Origin of the sequence: Streptomyces poriticola (genome assembly GCF_036689765.1) — a bacterium.
GTDB lineage: Bacteria > Actinomycetota > Actinomycetes > Streptomycetales > Streptomycetaceae > Streptomyces > Streptomyces poriticola.
The window spans coordinates 81,747-99,642 of the sequence record NZ_JBAGKH010000025.1; the positions used below are offsets into that span (position 1 = coordinate 81,747).

The following is a 17,896-nucleotide window of genomic DNA, read 5'->3' on the forward strand; positions in this document are numbered from 1 at the left end:
CACCTCGATCACCTCACTCACGGTCGCCAGGTGTCGGTGAAGTTCACGCCGTTGCCGACGGCGATCTCCGGCACCCGCCCGGTCGGTCCGGACAGCAACCGGTGGTAGTAGTCGGCGGCACCCCTGGCCTCGGCACCGGCTGCCGGCTTTCCCGTACAAGCGGGCGAACCGCGGATGCCGGAACCGCGTCAGGTCCTCCACGTTGCCTCCTGCTCCAGTGCCTCCGGGGTGTCCCGGCAGCAGTCCTCCACGACGATGCCGTGGGCGGTGCCGCTGTCGGAGGTCAGGCGGTGCACGAACGTGACGCCGTCCGACACGCGGTACGCCGTGGTCGCCACGCACAGCCGGTCGCCGAAGTAGAACGGGTGCATGAGTGAGAAGTCGATGGCGCTCACCGGTCGGCTCAGGCCGAGACGCAGGTCCCTGAGCCGTGTTCCCTGCTCCAGCGCCAGCTCTTCCCGGGCGCATGCCGCGAACAGCGGGATGTCGATCGAGGACCACTGGTCCGCCACCTCGCATGACTGCCGGAACACCCGGGTGCGGTAGATCGATTCGGCGAGCCGAGTCCCCTCCGCCCTGAGTCCAGCCAGTCGGCGGGGAAGTGGGTTGGGCGGATTGCTCGGGTCGACGCACCCTGCGGGCAGGTCTGCCAGCAGGCGTTCGGGTAAAGTGCCCGGGGCGGCGCAGGCCATTTCCCCGTCCTCCGATTCGATCCACCGGCCGTTGAGGTGGACGTCGACGGCCGCGGTCCCGTCGGCAGTGCGAAGGCTCGCTGCAGCATCGAGGTACGTCCCCTCCCCCCGGATCCGCCCAGTGGTCGAGACCTCGATGCCGCGCCACTCCTGCGGTTGGGGGAAGGACGGGTAGCTGATCCGGCCAAGGGCCAGGGCCAGACCTATGCCCTGCGAGGCCACCAGATCCCACGGGTCCGCAAGTCGCTCGGCGATCCAGCCGATCATTCCGGAGATGGCGAGGGAGAGCGCGACGCGGGGCTGCAGCTGGTACGGCGAGAAGTCGATCGGCCGGCAGGGGGCCGTGAAGGAATGGCTCTGGGTCGCCACGGCGGTTATCCTCCGGCTATCGCGGTCAGGAATCCGATGCAGTCGTCGTCGGCGAGCGGGAGATTGCCCGCCGGCTCGGTCAGTACCTCGCCGTTGAGCCGGATGCGGTGGGCCCGGCGCACCTTGCCCGTGTTATCGAACAGGACAGCTTTCAGCCGCGGGTGCCGCTCAGCCAGTTCGCGCAGGGCTTCCTCCAGAGTTGCCGCCCGTATCTCGACTTCCCGGTCGTAGTCGACGAAGCGCAGCATCTGGCCGGATAGGTGGAATCTCAAGACTGTGCGCCCTTCCGCCGAAGGGGTCGGCCCGCCAGGGCCAGCGCCCCCAGGTTGATTTCCAGCAGGTCCTGCGTGCCGGCAGCCAGCATGCCGCCCTTGAAGTCTCGGAGCGCCTGGCCGAAACGCCGGTCGCCGTAGTAGGAGTAACCGCCCATCAGCCGGAAGGCGCAGTCGACGACAAAGTTCACCTTCTCGGTGACCAGGTACTTGGCCACGGAGATCGACGGATCGAACACCGGATCGACCGAGCCTTCGTCCATCCTGATCAGCGCCTGGTAGAGCACGGCACGCGCCGACTCCAGCGCCACGTACATCCTCCCGACTCGGGCCTGGACGTTCGGCATCTCGGCGAGCGGGGCGCCCTGGCGGACCGTCTGGTTGAGCCGTTCCACACAGTGCTCGAACAGTGCCTGCGCGCGCCCCAGCGGTCCGCAGGCGATGGTGATGCGCGCCGCGTTGAGCAGCTGGTTGAGCGGGGTCAGGCCGTCGGTGCGGCTGACGATCTGGACGTCCGGCACCACGACTTCCTGGAAGGTGACCGACCCGCCTCCGATGGAGCGGTAGCCGATCGTGTCCACCGGTGTGACCTCAACCCCTGGGGCGGCGGCATCGACGAGAACACCAGCCAGATCACCTGTGCCGTCGGAAGCAAAGGTGATGAAGTGGTCGCTGACCCGGGCCGGGCCGGAGAAGGACTTGCGGCCTCGGACTACGAGTCCACCGTCGTGCGCGACGATCGTGGTCCCGCTCATCGAGAAAGCGTCGGCGTCCTCGGTGTAGGCCAGCCCACCGATCCGCTCGCCTCTTCCAAGTGGCACAGCATAGCGCTCGACAGCCGGCTCCGCGCAGTACTCGATCACGATCTTGGCGATCTCCGGCTGAAAACTCATCACCAGAGGAAACGCCGTGTCCTCGCAAAGGTAGCCGAGGTGCTCGACGATCAGTCCCCATACGAACGGTCCTCCGCCCTCCCCACCGAACTGCCGCGGCATCGTGTAGCCGGTCAGCCCCAGCTCACCGGCTGCCCGGTAGAAGCGAACGGGCACAGGGGAACCGGACTCGTCACGCTCCGCCGCGGCCTCGTTCACCTCGTCGACGAGGCTCCCCCAGCGGTCATGAACCATGCGGCGAACATGCTCAACGGATGTGGTATTCAGGGCCATGGAAGCCTCGGACCCCTTCCGAGTAAGCGGAGCCGACTCTGCCGTGCAACGGCCGATCGCTTTCAGCATCGTGTGGTCCCCGAGCCCGCGACAGGGCGCGATATCCGGCGCGCGTTGCGTGTCGGCCGTGTCCCGGCACCCCGCGCACCACCGGAACTCCGAATTGCGCGCCGAGGCGCCGGGCGGCCTGGTCAGGGTCGAAAAGGGGGAATTCCTACTCCCGCAACCCGACGGAGCGTCACCTCGCTCCACTCAGGAGTGAGCTCCTGATCACCAGAAATAGCGAACTGCAACAGGAGTACTATTGATTCGAAACGCTCTGGGTTCAGGCTCATTGGCCGTGGCCCTTTTCCGACTTCAGTCGGAGCGGCCGGATGAAGGGCGGGGACTGCTTGGACGAGGCTCGTGATCCGAGGCGTCGAGCAGCGGAGTCTGCGGAGGAGCGGCCAGGGTGCGGATCTTCCCACGCCGCCCACATCGACGCCTCCCCGACGGGATCTCCGTCCGCACACGTCCACTCGTTGGGGATCTCGATCGTTCGGTCGCCGGTGGCCTCCAGTCCCGCCAACCGTTCGACCGTCTGCTCGTGATGCGCAGCCAACCTCGCCATGGACTCCCTGAGCACCTGCGCACCGGTCTCGTCACCGTAGACGCCGGCGAGGTCGGTGCATGCGGAGGAGGCGGCGGGACTCCCGAACGTGCTCCAACTCGGCCCGTACTGCCGCTTGGTCGGCGTCCCCCTGGGACGTGCCCTGCTGACGGGTGAAGCCTCGTGACACCTCGGCCAGCCATTCGAGGTCTTCCGGGTCATCAGGGTCCACAGCCGTGAGGCGCGCCCACACCCGCCCGGCGGTGTCGTTGTCCGCCGCGTCCTTGCCCTGGCGACACCACCATGGCCCGGGACCACTCCCCGGCCCGGTTGCACCTGTAGTAGAGCTTCCCGGCCCGCCGGTCGGTCACCATCACGGAACCGCAGACGTCACAGAACAGGAGCTTCCACCACTCCTCCATCCTCGGTGATCCGCATTGCTTCCAGCGCGCCACGGCGGGTGGGGCGGGACAGCGAGAGGACCACCACGGCGTCCACGTGCCCGCCCCGCACGGCCGTCATCATCTCGCGCCATGGGCGACGCCCGGGAGTCGTCCTCACGTCGTTCTGACTGGCGGATGTAGGAGACTGCACGCACTCGATCAAGGCTGGGTGCAGTGCCCGGCCTGTGCTTCCTGAGAGGTGCCATGTGTCTAGTGTGGTCAAGATCAATGTGCTGACCGTCCCCGCGGAGCAGCGGGAGACGCTGGAGAAGCGCTTCGCCTCCCGCGCGCACACCGTGGAGAGCTCCGACGGGTTCGAGTGGTTCGAACTGCTCCGTCCGGTGGAGGGCACCGACAGCTATCTCGTCTACACCCGCTGGCGCGACGAGGAGTCCTTCCGGGCCTGGATGGAGGGGCCGATGAAGGCGGCCCACCAGGGCGGAGGAGCACAGGGCGGCGAGCGTCCCGCGCCCGCGGCGAGCGGGTCCACGCTGTGGTCCTTCGAGGTGGTGCAGCAGGCGGCACCGAAGTCCGGCTGACCCGGCTGCCGGGGGGCCGTGACATCGTGGAGCCATGGACATCGAGGTTCGCCCGGCGTCGGAGTTCGCCGACGTCCGCGCGGTGCTCGGCCCCAGGGCGCCGGGTGCCAACGTCTGCTGGTGCCTGAGCCACCGGATCCCGTCCAGGCGCAACAACGAACTGCGCGGACCCGCCCGCGGTGAGTACGTCGCCGGACTGTGCCGTGCCCAGCCGCCTCCCGGGGTGCTCGCCTACGACGGCGGCGAACCGGCCGGCTGGGCCGCCGTGGCACCGCGCTCGGACACCTCCTTCGCCCGCAGCCGCAGGATCCCGCACATCGACGATCTGCCGGTCTGGTCGCTGTGGTGCATCCGGGTCCGCCCGGGACACCGCGGGAAGGGCGTCTCGCACGCCCTGATCGCCGGAGCCGTGGAGTTCGCCCGCGCCCACGGCGCACCCGCGATCGAGGCCTACCCCCTCGACAACGGCGACGCCCGGGTCGACCTCACGATGGCGTACGCCGGACTGCGGAAGAACTTCGAACGCGCCGGGTTCGCCCACGCCGCGGGCACCGACTCCGTACTGGCCGGCCACCCCCGGGTCGTGATGCGCCTCGACCTGCGCTGAAGCGGCGTCCTCGTTGACGCGGACAGGTCTGCGGAGCCACCCTGAGTAATCCGATGCGTGCAGGGAATCAATGGGTGACGTCAGGCTGTCATCAGTGGTTCCCGTGACCGAAGGCGGACCAGCATGCCGGTGATGGAGATCCCCCGTCTTCCGAGAGCGGCCGAGCGACTCGTCCCGCCGGTCGGCTCGCACAACGAGTGGGACCCGCTGGAGGAGATCGTCGTGGGGCGGCTCGACGGGGCGACCATCCCCGCGAACCACCCGGTCGTCGCCTGCAACCTCCCGCCCTGGGCGGCCCGGCTGCAGGGACTCGCCGCGGGCCTGAAGTATCCGCGCCGGTTGATCGAGCGGGCCCAGCAGGAGCTCGACGAGTTCATCGCCCTGCTGCAGTCCCTGGGCATCACGGTGCGCCGCCCGGACGCGGTGGACCACCGACAGCGCTTCGCCACCCCCGACTGGAGCTCCCGCGGCTTCTGCAACACCTGCCCGCGCGACAGCATGCTCGTGATCGGTGACGAGATCATCGAGACCCCGATGGCCTGGCCGTGCCGGTACTTCGAGACGCATTCGTACCGCACGCTGCTCAAGGACTACTTCCGCCGCGGCGCGCGCTGGACGGCCGCCCCGAGGCCGCAGCTGACGGACGCGCTGTTCGACCCGGACTTCCGCGTTCCCGACGAGGGTGAGCCGATGCGCTACATCCTCACCGACTTCGAGCCGGTGTTCGACGCCGCCGACTTCGTCCGCGCCGGACGCGACCTGTTCGTCACACGGAGCAACGTCACCAACGGCATGGGGATCGAGTGGCTGCGCCGTCATCTGGGCTCCGGGTACCGGATCCACGAGATCGAGAGCCGCTGCCGCACCCCCATGCACATCGACACGACGCTGTCCCTGCTCGCCCCCGGCAAGGCTCTGGTCAACCCCGAGTACGTCGACATCGACCGCCTGCCCGACGTGCTGCGGTCATGGGACCTGCTGATCGCCCCCGAGCCCGACCCCATCGACGACCGGCTGCTCAAGCTGACCTCGATGTGCGGGAAATGGCTCAGCATGAACCTCCTGATGGTCGACGAACGGCGGGTGATCGCCGAGCGGCACCACACCGGCATGCTGCGCGCACTGGAGCAGTGGGGGTTCGAGCCGATCCCGTGCGATCTGCTGCACTACGCCCCGTTCGGCGGCTCGTTCCACTGCGCGACCCTCGACGTCCGGCGCCGCGGTGAACTGGAGTCGTACTTCGCCTGACGTCTCTCTCCGGCGTCGCCCGACGCCACGCTCCGGCGCTTCCGCCCGCACCTCACCCTGCCGCAGGCCGCCGCGGCCCTCGGGCGCGCCAGGGACCGCCCGAGCCCCCAACAGGTGCTCGATTCAGGAGTCTTGACGTCCATTCACATGTTCGACCGGTGATACGATCACCGCGTTTGCGGAGCGGGCGGATGACTGAACGACGACCTGTCCGACTTCAGGGACAGCCCGGGCGGCATTCCCGGTGCGGGCGGTCCGCGACCGCCCGCATTGACGGGAAATCAGCAAGCCGGCCGTCAGTCGCCTGAAGAGAGTCTTATGACGGAATACATAGGGAACCCCCTGCTCTGGGTTCTCCTCTTCGCCCTCGTTGCCGCCGTCGCCCTCGTCGTCCGCCAGCGCAGGGCGGCGCGCACACTGCGGCAGGAGGTCCAGAACCTCAGGGACCACTACACAGAGCTGGAGACCGATTACGGAAAGTCGGTGCAGGCGGCGCAGGAGCAAGCCGAGGAAGAGACCAAAACCGTTCTGAAATCCGCGATGCGGACACTTCAGGGCCTCGCCGCCGAACAGCAGCTGGTGCTTTCCCGGCTGCAGACCAAGTACGGCGATTCGGCGATCCTGCAGGATCTGCTCGAGATCGACCACACCAACTCGCAGTTCGGCCGGCGCGCCCAGTCCATCGCGGTGCTGTGCGACGGCTGGCTGGGCGGCCGGCGCGACACCGCCTCGGTCTACGACGTGGTCCGCAGCGCGCAGGGCCGGATCCGGCACTTCCGCCGGGTGGAGATCCTCTCGCAGGTCGACTTCGGCATCACCAGCCGAGCCGTCGAACCCGTCGCCCTGACCCTCGCCGAGCTGCTGGACAACGCCACCAGCTACTCCAGTCCGGACACCGTCGTCGAGATCAACATCCGCACGGTGCCCAAGGGCATCTGCGTCGTCGTCGACGACGCCGGGGTCGGCATGAGCGAGGAGGAGCGCGTCCGCGCCGAGCGGCTGCTCGGCAGTGAGCGCGCCTCCGGCGTGGCCGGCCTCGGCAACCCGCCGCAGTTCGGCTTCGCCGTGATCGGCCTGCTGTGCGAGCGGTTCGGCTTCGAGGTCTCGGTGGACACCTCCTCCCCGTACGGCGGTGTGCGCGCGGTCGTCCTGCTGCCGCACGATCTGCTCACCGCCATGCCGGAGAGGAGGGCCCCCGCGTCCGCGGTGCGCTCGGCGTCCCGGACCGGTGCGGACGGCGGTCCCGAACCCGCACCGGCTCCCGCCACCACGGCCGACGGGCTGCCTCGGCGGCGCCGCAAACGGCCGATGGCCATCGTTCCGGGCAACGGTTCGGACCCGCGCCCCGCCGGCCGCTCCGACTCCGAGCAGGCACAGGTCATGGCGGCGTTCCAGCGCGGCACGCGGTCGGGCCGTGCGACGCAGCCCGAGGACGTGGATCAGACGAGCAGCACCCCTGGTGCCAGCAGCGAAGGACATGAGGTCTCGTGAACGACGATCTGTCATGGATGCTCGACAGCGCCCTGGAGATTCCCGGGGCCCTGCACGCGGTCCTGATCTCCGCCGACGGTCTGCTGATGGCCCGGACGAAGGGCTTCGGCAAGGATGACGCGGACCGGGTCGCCGCGGCGATGAGCGGGGTGCAGTCGCTGAGCCGCACCCTCGGCTTCTTCTGCGAGGACCCGCAGCAGCGGTGGCGCCAGACGCTGGTCGAGTTCGACGGCGGCTGGGTCTTCCTGATCTCCGCGGGCGAGGGCGCCTACCTCGGTGTGTCCGCGTCCCCGGAGGTCGACATGGCGGACATCACCTTCCGGATGCAGCAGCTCGTCGCCCAGCTCGGCAAGGAGCTGACCACTCCGCCGCGCGACAACCTCGGTTCCCGCTCATGACCGGACACGACGCGTGGGACCCGGAGGCCACGGAGTTAGTGCGGCCCTACGTCATCACCCGGGGGCGGGATCTGCCCGACGAGGCGCAGCTCTCACTGATCACCCTGGTCACCGCCGCCCCGGAGCACGCGCAGCGGCCGGCCCGGCTCTCCCCCGAGGAGCGGAGTCTGCTGGAGCTCTGCTCGGCCGGCTATCTCTCGGTCGCCGAGATCGCCGGGCACACCCGGCTGCCGCTGGGGGTGGTGCGGATCCTGCTGGCCTCCCTGACCGAGGGCGGCTATGTCGTCACCCGGCCGCCGGTGGCCCGGGCCCGCCTCGCCGACAAGGAAATCCTGGAGGAGGTGCTCAATGGTCTCCGCGCCAAGTTTGGGTGAGCAGGCCTATGTCCGCGGCGGGGAGACCCAGACCGCGGTGAAGATCCTCGTCGTCGGGCACTTCGCGGTGGGCAAGACGACGTTCATCGGATCGATCTCCGAGATCGAGCCGCTGTCCACCGAGGAGACCATGACCCGGGCCGCCGAGGCGGTCGACGACCTCAAAGGGGTGCAGAGCAAGACCACCACCACGGTGGCCATGGACTTCGGCCGGCTGACCATCAGCGACCGTGTGGTGCTCTACCTGTTCGGGACCCCCGGCCAGCAGCGCTTCGTGCAGATGTGGGAGGACATGGCCCGCGGAGCGCTCGGCGCCCTGGTGCTGGTCGACCCGGAGCGGCTGGCCGACTCCTTCCCGGTGATCGATCTCATCGAGACCTACGGACTCGACTACGCCATCGCGGTCAACCACTTCACCGGTGCCCCGCCTCGCGACGAGCGCGCGCTGCGCGAGGCGCTGGACCTTCTCGAGGACACGCCCGTCGTCTCCTGCGACGCGCGCGACGAGGCCTCCTCGGCCACCGCCCTGACCACGCTCGTCCGCTACCTGCTGGACCGCGCCCACTAGGAACTGAGAGCTGACATGGACGCTCACGACAACGCCCCGGCGCCCCCGCCCGGATGCCCGGCCCACGGCTCCGGCGGCCGGGTGCCGCTCCACGGGCCGGAGTTCGCCGCGGCCCCGCAGGAGTACTACGCGTTCCTGCGCCACTACGGACCCGCCGCGCCCGTCGAGCTCGCCCCGGGCGTGGAGGCGACCCTGGTCACCGACTACGCGGCCGCGCTGCAGCTGCTGCAGGACTCCGCCTCCTTCCGCAAGGACGCACGCCGCTGGCGGGCCTTCGAGGAGGGCAAGGTCGGCCCGGACAACCCGGTAGCCCCGCTGCTGGCGTACCGGCCGAACTGCATGTTCGCCGACGGCGCCGACCATCTGCGACTGCGCCAGGCGGTCACCGACAGCATGGCGCGGGTGGACACCCGCAGGCTGAGCCGGAGCACGGAGCAGATCTCCGGCTATCTGATCTCCCAGTTCGGCGGCCGGGGCTCGGCCGACCTGCTCGGCGACTACGCCAAGCAGCTGCCGCTGTTCGTGTTCAACGAGCTCTTCGGCTGTCCCGCCGGCATCGGCGACCGGGTGCTGTTCGGCATCACCGGTATGTTCGACGGCATCAACGCGGAGAAGTCCACCGAGGTGCTGTTCCAGGCCGTCGGGGAGCTGGTCGCGCTCAAGCGGAGCAGGCCCGGCGACGACGTCACCTCCTGGCTGATGCAGCATCAGGCGGGGCTGACGGACGACGAGATGGTCCACCAGCTGGCGCTGCTGCTGGGCGCGGGCGCCGAACCGCTGCGCAACCTCATCGGCAACACCCTGCACCGGCTGCTCACCCACGACCGGTACGCCCGCGAGGGCGGGCTGATCGACGAGGCGCTGGACGACACGCTGTGGGAGAACCCGCCGATGTCGAACTACGCGCCGCACTATCCGGCCACGGACATGGAGTTCGCCGGTCAGCAGCTGCAGGCGGGCGATCTGCTGCTGGTCAGCTTCGCCGCCGCCAACACCGGCCCGACGCTCACCGCCTCCCGCGAGGCCGGCAGCAACCGCGCCCACCTGGCGTGGAGCGCGGGCCCGCACGCCTGCCCCTCCAAGGAGCCGGCCCGGCACATCACGGTCACGGCGATCGAGAGCCTGTTCAACGAGCTGCCGGACATCGAACTGGCGGTCCCCGAGGACAGCCTGACGTGGCGTCCGGGACCGTTCAACCGGGCGCTCGCCACCCTCCCCGCACGTTTCACCGCGGCCCAGCCGGTGCGGCGTCCGGCCACCGGCCCGGGTCCGGACGCGAGCGGGCACCAGGAGGGCGGCGCGGCGGGCCCGGCACCGGCGCCGGGCCGCGGCGGGCTGTGGAGCTCGTTCCTCAACTGGCTGACACGGTGATATGCGCAACACTCTCCCAACCTGCCCCATTCGCATGATGGTTCAGCGGCACGGGTAGTGAGCAACGCGGCATTCGAGTTGCTTACGAGGTGAAGGAGGTGTCGTGGACCACATATCCACGAACGCTGCATTTCTGCCGGTGAGACCCCCGATACCCGCCCCGCCGGGCGGGTATCGTCTTGTGCGCCGGGCGGCCCGGTGACCGCCGCCGCGGGCGGCCGCCGGGAGTCCGGCACGCCGACTCTCGGCGCGTACACGAGCGGCCAGTTGTCCCGGCTGTGCGAGGTCGTCGGGCTGTCCGACGCCGATGCCGGGACGTACGCACAGGTCCTGACGGACGCCCTGGGACCGGTGGCCGCGCGGCCGCTGGACCTGCCCGCGCCGAACCACACGTTCCTGTCCGACGACCACACTCCGGTCGAGTTCTCGCTCTCCTTCCAGCGGGGCGCGGATCCGGCCCTGCGGGTGCTGCTGGAACCAGGCTGCGGCGCAGGCAGCCTGGCGGCCACCGGCCGCGCCGGGCTCGCCGCGATCCGTCGGATGGGGCGGCGCTGGGGCTTCTCCACCGCCCCGCTCGACGGTCTTCTGGATCTGTTCCTGCCGGAATCCCCGCAGGGGCCGCTGGCCCTGTGGTGCGCGCTGGAGCTGCGGGGCGGCGGTGTCCCCCGGGTGAAGGTCTACCTCAACCCGGCCGCGTCCGGGCCGGACCGTGCGGCCCGGACGGTCCGCGAGGCGCTGGCCCGGCTCGGTCACCGGAAGGCGTTCGACACCCTGCCCCGGGCCGACGGCTACCCGTTCTTCGCGCTCGACCTCGGGGACTGGGCGCAGCCGCGGGCCAAGGTCTATCTGCGGCACGACCGGCTGACCGCCGCCGAAGCCGGCCGGCAGTCCCGGATGGACGCCGGGCCCGGTCCGGAGGCGTTGGAGGAGTTCTTCCACACCGCCGCGGGCTCCGGTCCGCGGGAGCTCCGGCTCACCCGACGACCCGGGCTGACCTGCCACTCCTTCACGGACCCCGGCACGGCGCGGCCGACGGGCTTCACCCTGCACATCCCGGTGCGGGACTACGCCCGGCACGACGGTGAGGCGCTGGCCCGTGCGGTGAGCGCACTGCGCCGCCAGGGCCTGGACAGCGATGTGCCGGCCCGCTCCCTGGCCGCCGTCACCGGACGCCGGCCGGACCAGGGGGTGGGGCTGATCGCGTATCTGGCGCTGGCGCATCAGCAGGGCCGGCCGCCGCGGGTGACGACATACGTCTCGTCGGAGGCGTACGCGGTCAGACCGCCGGCCGGGAGAGTGCCGCTCGCAGGGGCGGCAGCACGCTGAACGGCACGAGGTTCCCGGCGTTCCCCGCCGGGAACCTCGCCCCTTCACACTCCCGTCAGTTCGCGAAGCTCCCCCAGGTAGGGGCCCACGTCGACCTGGATGGAGGAGCCCTGGGTCCGGCCGTAGCGCAGGGCGACGGCGTCGAGGTAGGCCGTGATCTCCTCGCGCATCGCCTCCTCGGAAGGCAGTGTGGTCCCGCCGTCGATGATCCCCGCCAGCCAGCGCGCCTGCGCCTCCACCAGCCGGGTGATCGCACCCACCGGCCGCACCAGACCGGCGAAGTACAGGCCCGGTCTGCCGGGTGCGACGACCCGCCGGTACAGCTCGACCGCGCCGTCGGGGCCCAGCGGCCCGCCGTCGGGCAGGAAGGGGAAGGCCAGGTGGAATCCGGTGCAGTAGACCACCGCGTCGGCCGGCTCGGAGGTCCCGTCGGTGAAGACGACCCGGTCGCCGTCGAAGCGGGCTATCGCCGGCCGCGGTGTCACTGCGCCGTGCCGGATGCGGCTGAGGATCTCGTCCGAGATGGTCACGGCCGAGGAGAAGATCGGGTGGTCGGGTTCGGGCAGCCCGTAGTCGCCGAGCCTGCCGCGGGCGACGAGGAGCGCCTGTTCCACGAACCGGCGCTGCTCGGCGAGGGACATCTCCCCCCACCAGGGGGCGTCGGCGATCTCGTCGACCGACATCCCGAACAGCTGCTTGGGCACGATGTGCAGCCCGCGGCGCACCGAGAGCACGGTCTGCTCGGCCTGCCGGGAGAGGTCCGCGGCGATGTCCACGGCGGAGGCGCCGAGGCCGACCACGACGACGCGCCGGCCGGCGAACTCGCTGCCGTCGTGGTAATCGAGGGAGTGCAGAATCCTTCCGGCGAAGGATGCGGCGCCCGGCGGAAGCGGGTCGGGCAGGGCCGGCTCCGAGTGGTGTCCGGAAGCGACGACCACATGCTCGAACCGGCGCACCACCTCTGCGCCGTCGGGCCCGCGGCTGACCACCGTCCAGGTGCCCTCGGGGTCCTGGCCCACGGACAGCACCTCGGTACGCAGTTCGATCCCGTCGAGGAGGCCGGCCCAGCGGGCGAAGGAGCGCAGATAGGCGGCGACCTCGCGGTGCCGGGGGTAGAGCGGATAGCCGTCCGGCATCGGGAAGTCGGAGTAGGCGGTCAGCTGCTTGGCGGTGTTGAGGTGCAGCGAGCGGTATCCGGGGCCGCGCTCACCGGCCTCCGGCTGCCTCCAGATCCCCCCGACGTCGGGGGCCTGCTCCAGGCAGACGAACCCGATGCCGCGCTCCCTGAGCGCATGGGCCACTGCCAGTCCCGACAGCCCCGCACCGATGATGCACACACGCACAGCTTCTCCCCAGCACACACACGTGATCCTCCCCCGACATGCATTGACTGCCCACCGGCACCTCACCGCACACCGGTACCGGCGTCGAACCGACGTGTCCGTCCTCACGTTTCGCCCCGGGAACGGCCGGAGGCGCGGGTACGGGCCGTTGCTCCCGTACCCGCGCCGGCCGCGGGCCGCTCAGGCGAGTTCGACCAGCAGGTCGCCGCCCTCCACCTGCTGCACGCGGTTGATGGCGAGGCGGCCCACCGTGCCGGAGGCCGGGGCGGTGATCGCGGCCTCCATCTTCATCGCCTCGATGGTGGCGACCGTGGCGCCGGCCTCCACGGCGTCGCCCTCGGCGACCGCCAGCGTCACCACGCCGGCGAACGGCGCCGCGACATGCCCGGGGTTGGCCCGGTCGGCCTTCTCGGTGACCGGGACGTCGGAGGCGGCGGAGCGGTCGCGGACCTGGATCGGCCGCAGCTGGCCGTTGAGTGAGGACATCACGGTGCGCATGCCGCGCTCGTCGGCGTCTCCGACGGCCTGCAGTTCGATGAGCAGCCGCACCCCGGGTTCGAGGTCCACGGTGTACTCGGCGCCGGGGCGCAGTCCGTAGAAGAAGTCCTTGCTGTCCAGCACGCTGGTGTCGCCGAAGGCCTGCCGGTGGGTGTCGAACTCGCGGGTCGGACCGGGGAACAGCAGGCGGTTGAGCGTGGCCCGCCGGTCCTTGGCCAGTCCGGTGCGGTCCTCGGCGGTCAGCTCCTGCACCGGCTTGGGATCGGCGCGGCCCTCGAGGGCCTTGCTGCGCAGTGGCTCCGGCCAGCCGCCGGGCGGGGTGCCCAGCTCGCCGCGGAGGAAGCCGATCACGGAGTCCGGGATGTCGTAGCGGTCCGGTGCCGTCTCGAAGTCCTCGGGGGCGACACCGGCGCCGACCAGGTGCAGCGCGAGGTCGCCGACGACCTTGGACGACGGGGTGACCTTCACCAGGCGGCCGAGCATCCGGTCGGCGGCGGCGTACATCGCCTCGATGTCCTCGAAGCGGTCGCCGAGGCCCAGCGCGATGGCCTGGGTGCGCAGGTTGGACAGCTGTCCGCCGGGGATCTCGTGGTGGTAGACACGGCCGGTCGGCGAGGCGAGGCCCGCCTCGAACGGCGCGTACACCTTGCGGACGCTCTCCCAGTACGGCTCCAGGTCGCCGACGGCCTGCAGGTCCAGGCCGGTGGGCCGGTCGGAGTGGTCGGTGGCGGCGACGATCGCCGACAGGGACGGCTGCGAGGTGGTGCCCGCCATGGAGGCCACCGCACCGTCGACCGCGTCCGCGCCGGCCTGGATCGCCGCGAGGTAGGTGGCGAGCTGGCCGCCGGCGGTGTCGTGGGTGTGCAGGTGCACCGGCAGGTCGAACTCCCGGCGCAGCGCGGAGACCAGGGTGGCCGCCGCGGGTGCGCGCAGCAGGCCCGCCATGTCCTTGACCGCGAGGACATGCGCGCCGGCGGCGACGATCCGCTCGGCCAGCCGGAGGTAGTAGTCGAGGGTGTAGAGCTTCTCGGAGGGGTCGGACAGGTCGGCGGTGTAGCAGAGGGCCACCTCCGCCACGGCGGTGCCGGTCTCGCGTACGGCCTCGATGGCGGGGCGCATCTGGTCGACGTCGTTCAGGGCGTCGAAGACGCGGAAGATGTCGATGCCGGTGGCCGCCGCCTCCTGCACGAAGGCGTCGGTGACCTCGGTGGGGTACGGGGTGTAGCCCACGGTGTTCCGGCCGCGCAGCAGCATCTGCAGGCACAGGTTGGGCACCGCCTCGCGCAGTGCGGCCAGCCGTTCCCACGGGTCCTCGGCGAGGAAGCGCAGGGCGACGTCGTAGGTGGCACCGCCCCAGCACTCCAGCGACAGCAGCTGGGGCAGGGTGCGGGCGACGACCGGGGCGACGGCGAGCATGTCCTTGGTGCGCACCCGGGTGGCGAGCAGCGACTGGTGGGCGTCGCGGAAGGTGGTGTCGGTGACGCCGATGGTGGGCGACTCGCGCAGCCATCGGGCGAAGCCCTCCGGGCCCAGCTCGGCGAGCCGCTGCCGGGACCCGGCCGGGGGCTCGCCGGCCGGCCGCGGCGGCATCTTGGTCATCGGGTCGACGAGGCGGGGCCGTTCGCCGTGCGGCTTGTTCACGGTGACGTCGGCGAGGTACGTCAGGAGCTTGGTGCCGCGGTCGGCGGAGTGGCGGGCGGTCAGCAGTTCGGGGCGCTGCTCGATGAACGACGTGGTGACCCGCCCGGCCCGGAAGTCGTCGTCGTCCAGCACTGCCTGCAGGAACGGGATGTTGGTGGCCACGCCGCGGATGCGGAACTCGGCCACGGCGCGCCGGGCGCGGCCGACGGCGGTGGCGAAGTCGCGGCCCCGGCAGGTCAGTTTGACCAGCATGGAGTCGAAGTGCGCGCTGATCTCGGAACCGGCGTGGGTGGTGCCGCCGTCGAGCCGGATGCCCGAGCCGCCGGGTGAGCGGTAGGCGCTGATCCGGCCGGTGTCCGGGCGGAATCCGTTGGCCGGGTCCTCGGTGGTGATACGGCACTGCAGCGCGGCGCCGCGCAGGGTGACCGTCTCCTGGGCCAGGCCGAGATCGGCGAGCGTCTCGCCGGCGGCGATGCGCAGCTGTGCCTGGACCAGGTCGACGTCGGTGACCTCCTCGGTGACCGTGTGTTCGACCTGGATGCGCGGGTTCATCTCGATGAAGACGTGGTTGCCGTCGCGGTCGAGGAGGAACTCCACGGTGCCGGCGTTGCGGTAGCCGATCTGCCGGGCGAAGCGCACCGCGTCGTCGCAGATGCGGTCGCGCAGCTCCGGGTCCAGGTTCGGCGCGGGCGCCAGCTCGATCACCTTCTGGTGACGGCGCTGCACCGAGCAGTCGCGCTCGAAGAGGTGGATGACGTCGCCCTGTCCGTCGGCGAGGATCTGCACCTCGATGTGGCGGGGTTCGACGACCGCCTTCTCCAGGAAGACGGTGGCGTCGCCGAAGGCGGAGGCCGCCTCCCGGGACGCGGCCTCGATGGCCTCCCGCAGCTGGGCGGGGTCCTCGACCCGGCGCATGCCTCGGCCGCCGCCGCCCGCGACGGCCTTCACGAACACCGGGAAGCCGATGCCGTCGGCGGCGCGGACGAGTTCGTCCACGTCGGTGGAGGGCGACGAGGAGCCCAGCACCGGCACGCCGGCGGCGCGGGCGGCCGCCACGGCGCGCGCCTTGTTCCCGGTCAGCTCGAGGATGCCGGCGCTCGGACCGACGAAGGTGATGCCGGCCTCCTCGCAGGCGCGGGCCAGATCGGGGTTCTCGGACAGGAAGCCGTAGCCCGGGTACACCGCGTCCGCGCCGGCCCGGCGGGCCGCCCGGACGATCTCCTCGACGGAGAGGTAGGCACGCACCGGATGGCCCGGCAGGCCGATCTCATAGGCCTCGTCGGCCTTCAGCCGGTGCAGTGAGTTGCGGTCCTCGTGCGGGAAGACGGCAACGGTTCGGGCTCCCAGCTCGTAGCCCGCGCGGAACGCGCGAATCGCGATCTCACCGCGGTTGGCTACCAGCACCTTGCGGAACATCGGTGATCCCTTCGGCCTGCCGGTGACGGAAGACCATCGTGTCGGTGGCACCGCGGGCGCGCCATGTGAGTCGGGCCACTCTCCGGGTTTTCTGCCGCTGTCGGGGGCGTGCGCCGTACGGGGGACGTGGGCGGGGTGTCGGGAGCGACTGCCGCGGCGGCGGTGAAGCAATGAGGTGTCCGCAGACGAGCCGGAGGTGGTCATGACCGTCAGAAGGGCGCTGGCCCTGGTGATGGGTGCGGTGCTGTGCGCCGGGGCGTCGGCCGGCTGTGCTCCGGGCGGCGGCGGTGCCGTACCGGAATCGGACGGTGCGGGCGGTGCCGCGTCCCGCCCGGCCTCCCGGGCCGCGACTCCCCCGGTCGACGCGCTGCCGGGCGTCGGGCCGGTGATGCGGTCGCACCTGCCCGCCGGCACCCGGCAGGCCCTGGTCGTGGAGGGCACGGCGACCGGTTCTCCGCGGTCCAGCGCCGTGCTGTACGAGAAGGATCCCGGCCGGGGCTGGCACGCGGTGGGCGGACCGTGGCCCGCCCACAACGGGCTGCGCGGGTGGACGCACGACCATCACGCGGGCGATCTGCGGACCCCGATCGGTGTCTTCGGGCTGCACGACGCGGGCGGGCGGCTGCCGGACCCGGGCAGCCGCCTCCCCTACGACCAGGATCCTGATTTCGCGATCTCGGGCACCGGCCATCTCGGCGAGCCGCTGGAGGGGTCGTTCGACCATGTGGTCGCCGTCGACTACAACCGGCTGCCCGGCACGACGCCCCTGGACAGGACGCGCCCGCTGGGTGCGGGCCGCGGCGGCGGCATCTGGATCCATGTGGACCACGGCGGGCCGACCAACGCCTGTCTGACCCTGCGCCGGGACGACATGCGGACACTGCTGCGGACCCTGGACCCGGCCCGGGAACCGGTGGTGGTGATGGGACCGGGACCGGAGCTCGCGAAGTAGCGCCGGCCGTCCGGTGCAGATCCCCGCGCCGGCGCGGACCGTCCGGCGCGGTCGGCGACGGGCGGCCCGCGGTCAGTCCCCCTGCCGGGGCTCCGGGACGGCGATGGTGCCCTGGGCCACGGCGCACAGGGTCTCCGGGCCGTCGCCGTTCACGGAGGACACGTCGCAGCGGCACACCACCCGGGACCGGCCGGCCCGGACGACCCGGGCGTGGGCCCGCAGCAGCGTGCCGTCGGCGGGGCGCAGGTAGTCCAGGCTGAACCCGGCGGTCAGCAGCCGGGCTCCGGCCACGGTGCCGGCGGCGAAGGTCAGCGTGTTGTCCACCGCGTAGGCGAGCACCCCGCCGTGCACGAAGCCGTTCTGCTGGCGCAGGTCGTCGCGGATGTCCAGCTCCAGGGTGGCCTCGCCCTTGCCGAAGGCGGTCAGGCGGGCGCCGAGGAGCCTGCTGAACGGCTGGGCGGCCAGCACCTGTTGTGCGACCGCCAGGTCCGCGATGTCGTCCACGTCCGGATTCCGTCCTCTCCGCCGAGCGTCCTGTGCCGCGGCCGAGCGTACCCGGGCGCTGCCGGCCCGCGCGGTGCGGCCTGCGGCCC

General features: G+C 71.2%; 16 protein-coding genes and 1 pseudogene. 10 read left to right on the forward strand and 7 right to left on the reverse strand.

What is annotated here, in order from left to right; translation table 11 throughout:
- Positions 1-188: 188 nt before the first annotated feature.
- The 4 genes and pseudogenes from V5O46_RS24800 to V5O46_RS24815 form a co-directional block, all read right to left on the reverse strand.
- The gene (locus V5O46_RS24800; RefSeq protein ID WP_332886894.1) at positions 189-1,061 is read right to left on the reverse strand and encodes a hypothetical protein; all 873 of its coding nucleotides are present in this window, start codon (positions 1,059-1,061) and stop codon (positions 189-191) included.
- A 5-nt stretch (positions 1,062-1,066) separates the two neighbouring features.
- Entirely contained in the window at positions 1,067-1,333 is a 267-nt protein-coding gene (locus tag V5O46_RS24805; RefSeq protein ID WP_332886895.1) for a MoaD/ThiS family protein, read from the reverse strand.
- On the reverse strand, positions 1,330-2,499 hold the full coding sequence (locus V5O46_RS24810; protein ID WP_332886896.1) for an acyl-CoA dehydrogenase family protein: 1,170 nt from the start codon (positions 2,497-2,499) through the stop codon (positions 1,330-1,332). The genes V5O46_RS24805 and V5O46_RS24810 overlap by 4 nt, the downstream gene beginning before the upstream one ends.
- Before the next feature lie 365 nt (positions 2,500-2,864).
- Positions 2,865-2,948: pseudogene (locus V5O46_RS24815) on the reverse strand (IS5/IS1182 family transposase); the annotation flags it as partial.
- 789 nt (positions 2,949-3,737) lie between these two features.
- Here V5O46_RS24815 and V5O46_RS24820 point away from each other — a divergent pair.
- From V5O46_RS24820 to V5O46_RS24860, 9 genes are all read left to right on the forward strand, one after another.
- Complete coding sequence (locus tag V5O46_RS24820; protein WP_332886897.1) at positions 3,738-4,070, forward strand: antibiotic biosynthesis monooxygenase family protein; 333 nt, start codon at positions 3,738-3,740, stop codon at positions 4,068-4,070.
- Between the two features lie 34 nt (positions 4,071-4,104).
- Entirely contained in the window at positions 4,105-4,677 is a 573-nt protein-coding gene (locus tag V5O46_RS24825) for a GNAT family N-acetyltransferase (RefSeq protein ID WP_332886898.1), read from the forward strand.
- A gap of 132 nt (positions 4,678-4,809) precedes the next feature.
- Entirely contained in the window at positions 4,810-5,925 is a 1,116-nt protein-coding gene (locus V5O46_RS24830; protein ID WP_332886899.1) for an amidinotransferase, read from the forward strand.
- Between the two features lie 318 nt (positions 5,926-6,243).
- The gene (locus V5O46_RS24835; protein WP_332886900.1) at positions 6,244-7,416 is read left to right on the forward strand and encodes an ATP-binding protein; all 1,173 of its coding nucleotides are present in this window, start codon (positions 6,244-6,246) and stop codon (positions 7,414-7,416) included.
- Positions 7,413-7,814, forward strand: coding sequence for a roadblock/LC7 domain-containing protein (locus tag V5O46_RS24840; protein WP_332886901.1), 402 nt, complete (start codon positions 7,413-7,415; stop codon positions 7,812-7,814). The genes V5O46_RS24835 and V5O46_RS24840 overlap by 4 nt, the downstream gene beginning before the upstream one ends.
- Positions 7,811-8,188, forward strand: a complete 378-nt coding sequence (locus tag V5O46_RS24845) for a DUF742 domain-containing protein (protein WP_332886902.1) — start codon at positions 7,811-7,813, stop codon at positions 8,186-8,188. Before V5O46_RS24840 ends, V5O46_RS24845 begins: the two co-directional genes overlap by 4 nt.
- Complete coding sequence (locus tag V5O46_RS24850; RefSeq protein WP_332886903.1) at positions 8,163-8,756, forward strand: GTP-binding protein; 594 nt, start codon at positions 8,163-8,165, stop codon at positions 8,754-8,756. Before V5O46_RS24845 ends, V5O46_RS24850 begins: the two co-directional genes overlap by 26 nt.
- Positions 8,757-8,771: 15 nt before the next feature.
- Positions 8,772-10,127, forward strand: a complete 1,356-nt coding sequence (locus V5O46_RS24855; RefSeq protein ID WP_332886904.1) for a cytochrome P450 — start codon at positions 8,772-8,774, stop codon at positions 10,125-10,127.
- 198 nt (positions 10,128-10,325) lie between these two features.
- Positions 10,326-11,453, forward strand: a complete 1,128-nt coding sequence (locus V5O46_RS24860) for a tryptophan dimethylallyltransferase family protein (protein WP_332886905.1) — start codon at positions 10,326-10,328, stop codon at positions 11,451-11,453.
- 44 nt (positions 11,454-11,497) lie between these two features.
- Here V5O46_RS24860 and V5O46_RS24865 read toward each other — a convergent pair whose 3' ends face one another.
- Both V5O46_RS24865 and V5O46_RS24870 read right to left on the reverse strand, forming a co-directional pair.
- Positions 11,498-12,796, reverse strand: a complete 1,299-nt coding sequence (locus V5O46_RS24865; RefSeq protein ID WP_332886906.1) for a flavin-containing monooxygenase — start codon at positions 12,794-12,796, stop codon at positions 11,498-11,500.
- Positions 12,797-12,976: 180 nt separating this feature from the next.
- On the reverse strand, positions 12,977-16,351 hold the full coding sequence (locus V5O46_RS24870; protein WP_332886907.1) for a pyruvate carboxylase: 3,375 nt from the start codon (positions 16,349-16,351) through the stop codon (positions 12,977-12,979).
- 202 nt (positions 16,352-16,553) lie between these two features.
- On the opposite strand from V5O46_RS24870, the gene V5O46_RS24875 reads away from it, so the two are divergent.
- Positions 16,554-17,303, forward strand: a complete 750-nt coding sequence (locus tag V5O46_RS24875; protein WP_332886908.1) for a hypothetical protein — start codon at positions 16,554-16,556, stop codon at positions 17,301-17,303.
- A gap of 72 nt (positions 17,304-17,375) precedes the next feature.
- Here the strand turns inward: V5O46_RS24875 and V5O46_RS24880 are convergent, their stop codons facing one another.
- Entirely contained in the window at positions 17,376-17,807 is a 432-nt protein-coding gene (locus V5O46_RS24880) for a PaaI family thioesterase (RefSeq protein ID WP_332886909.1), read from the reverse strand.
- Positions 17,808-17,896 lie beyond the last annotated feature (89 nt).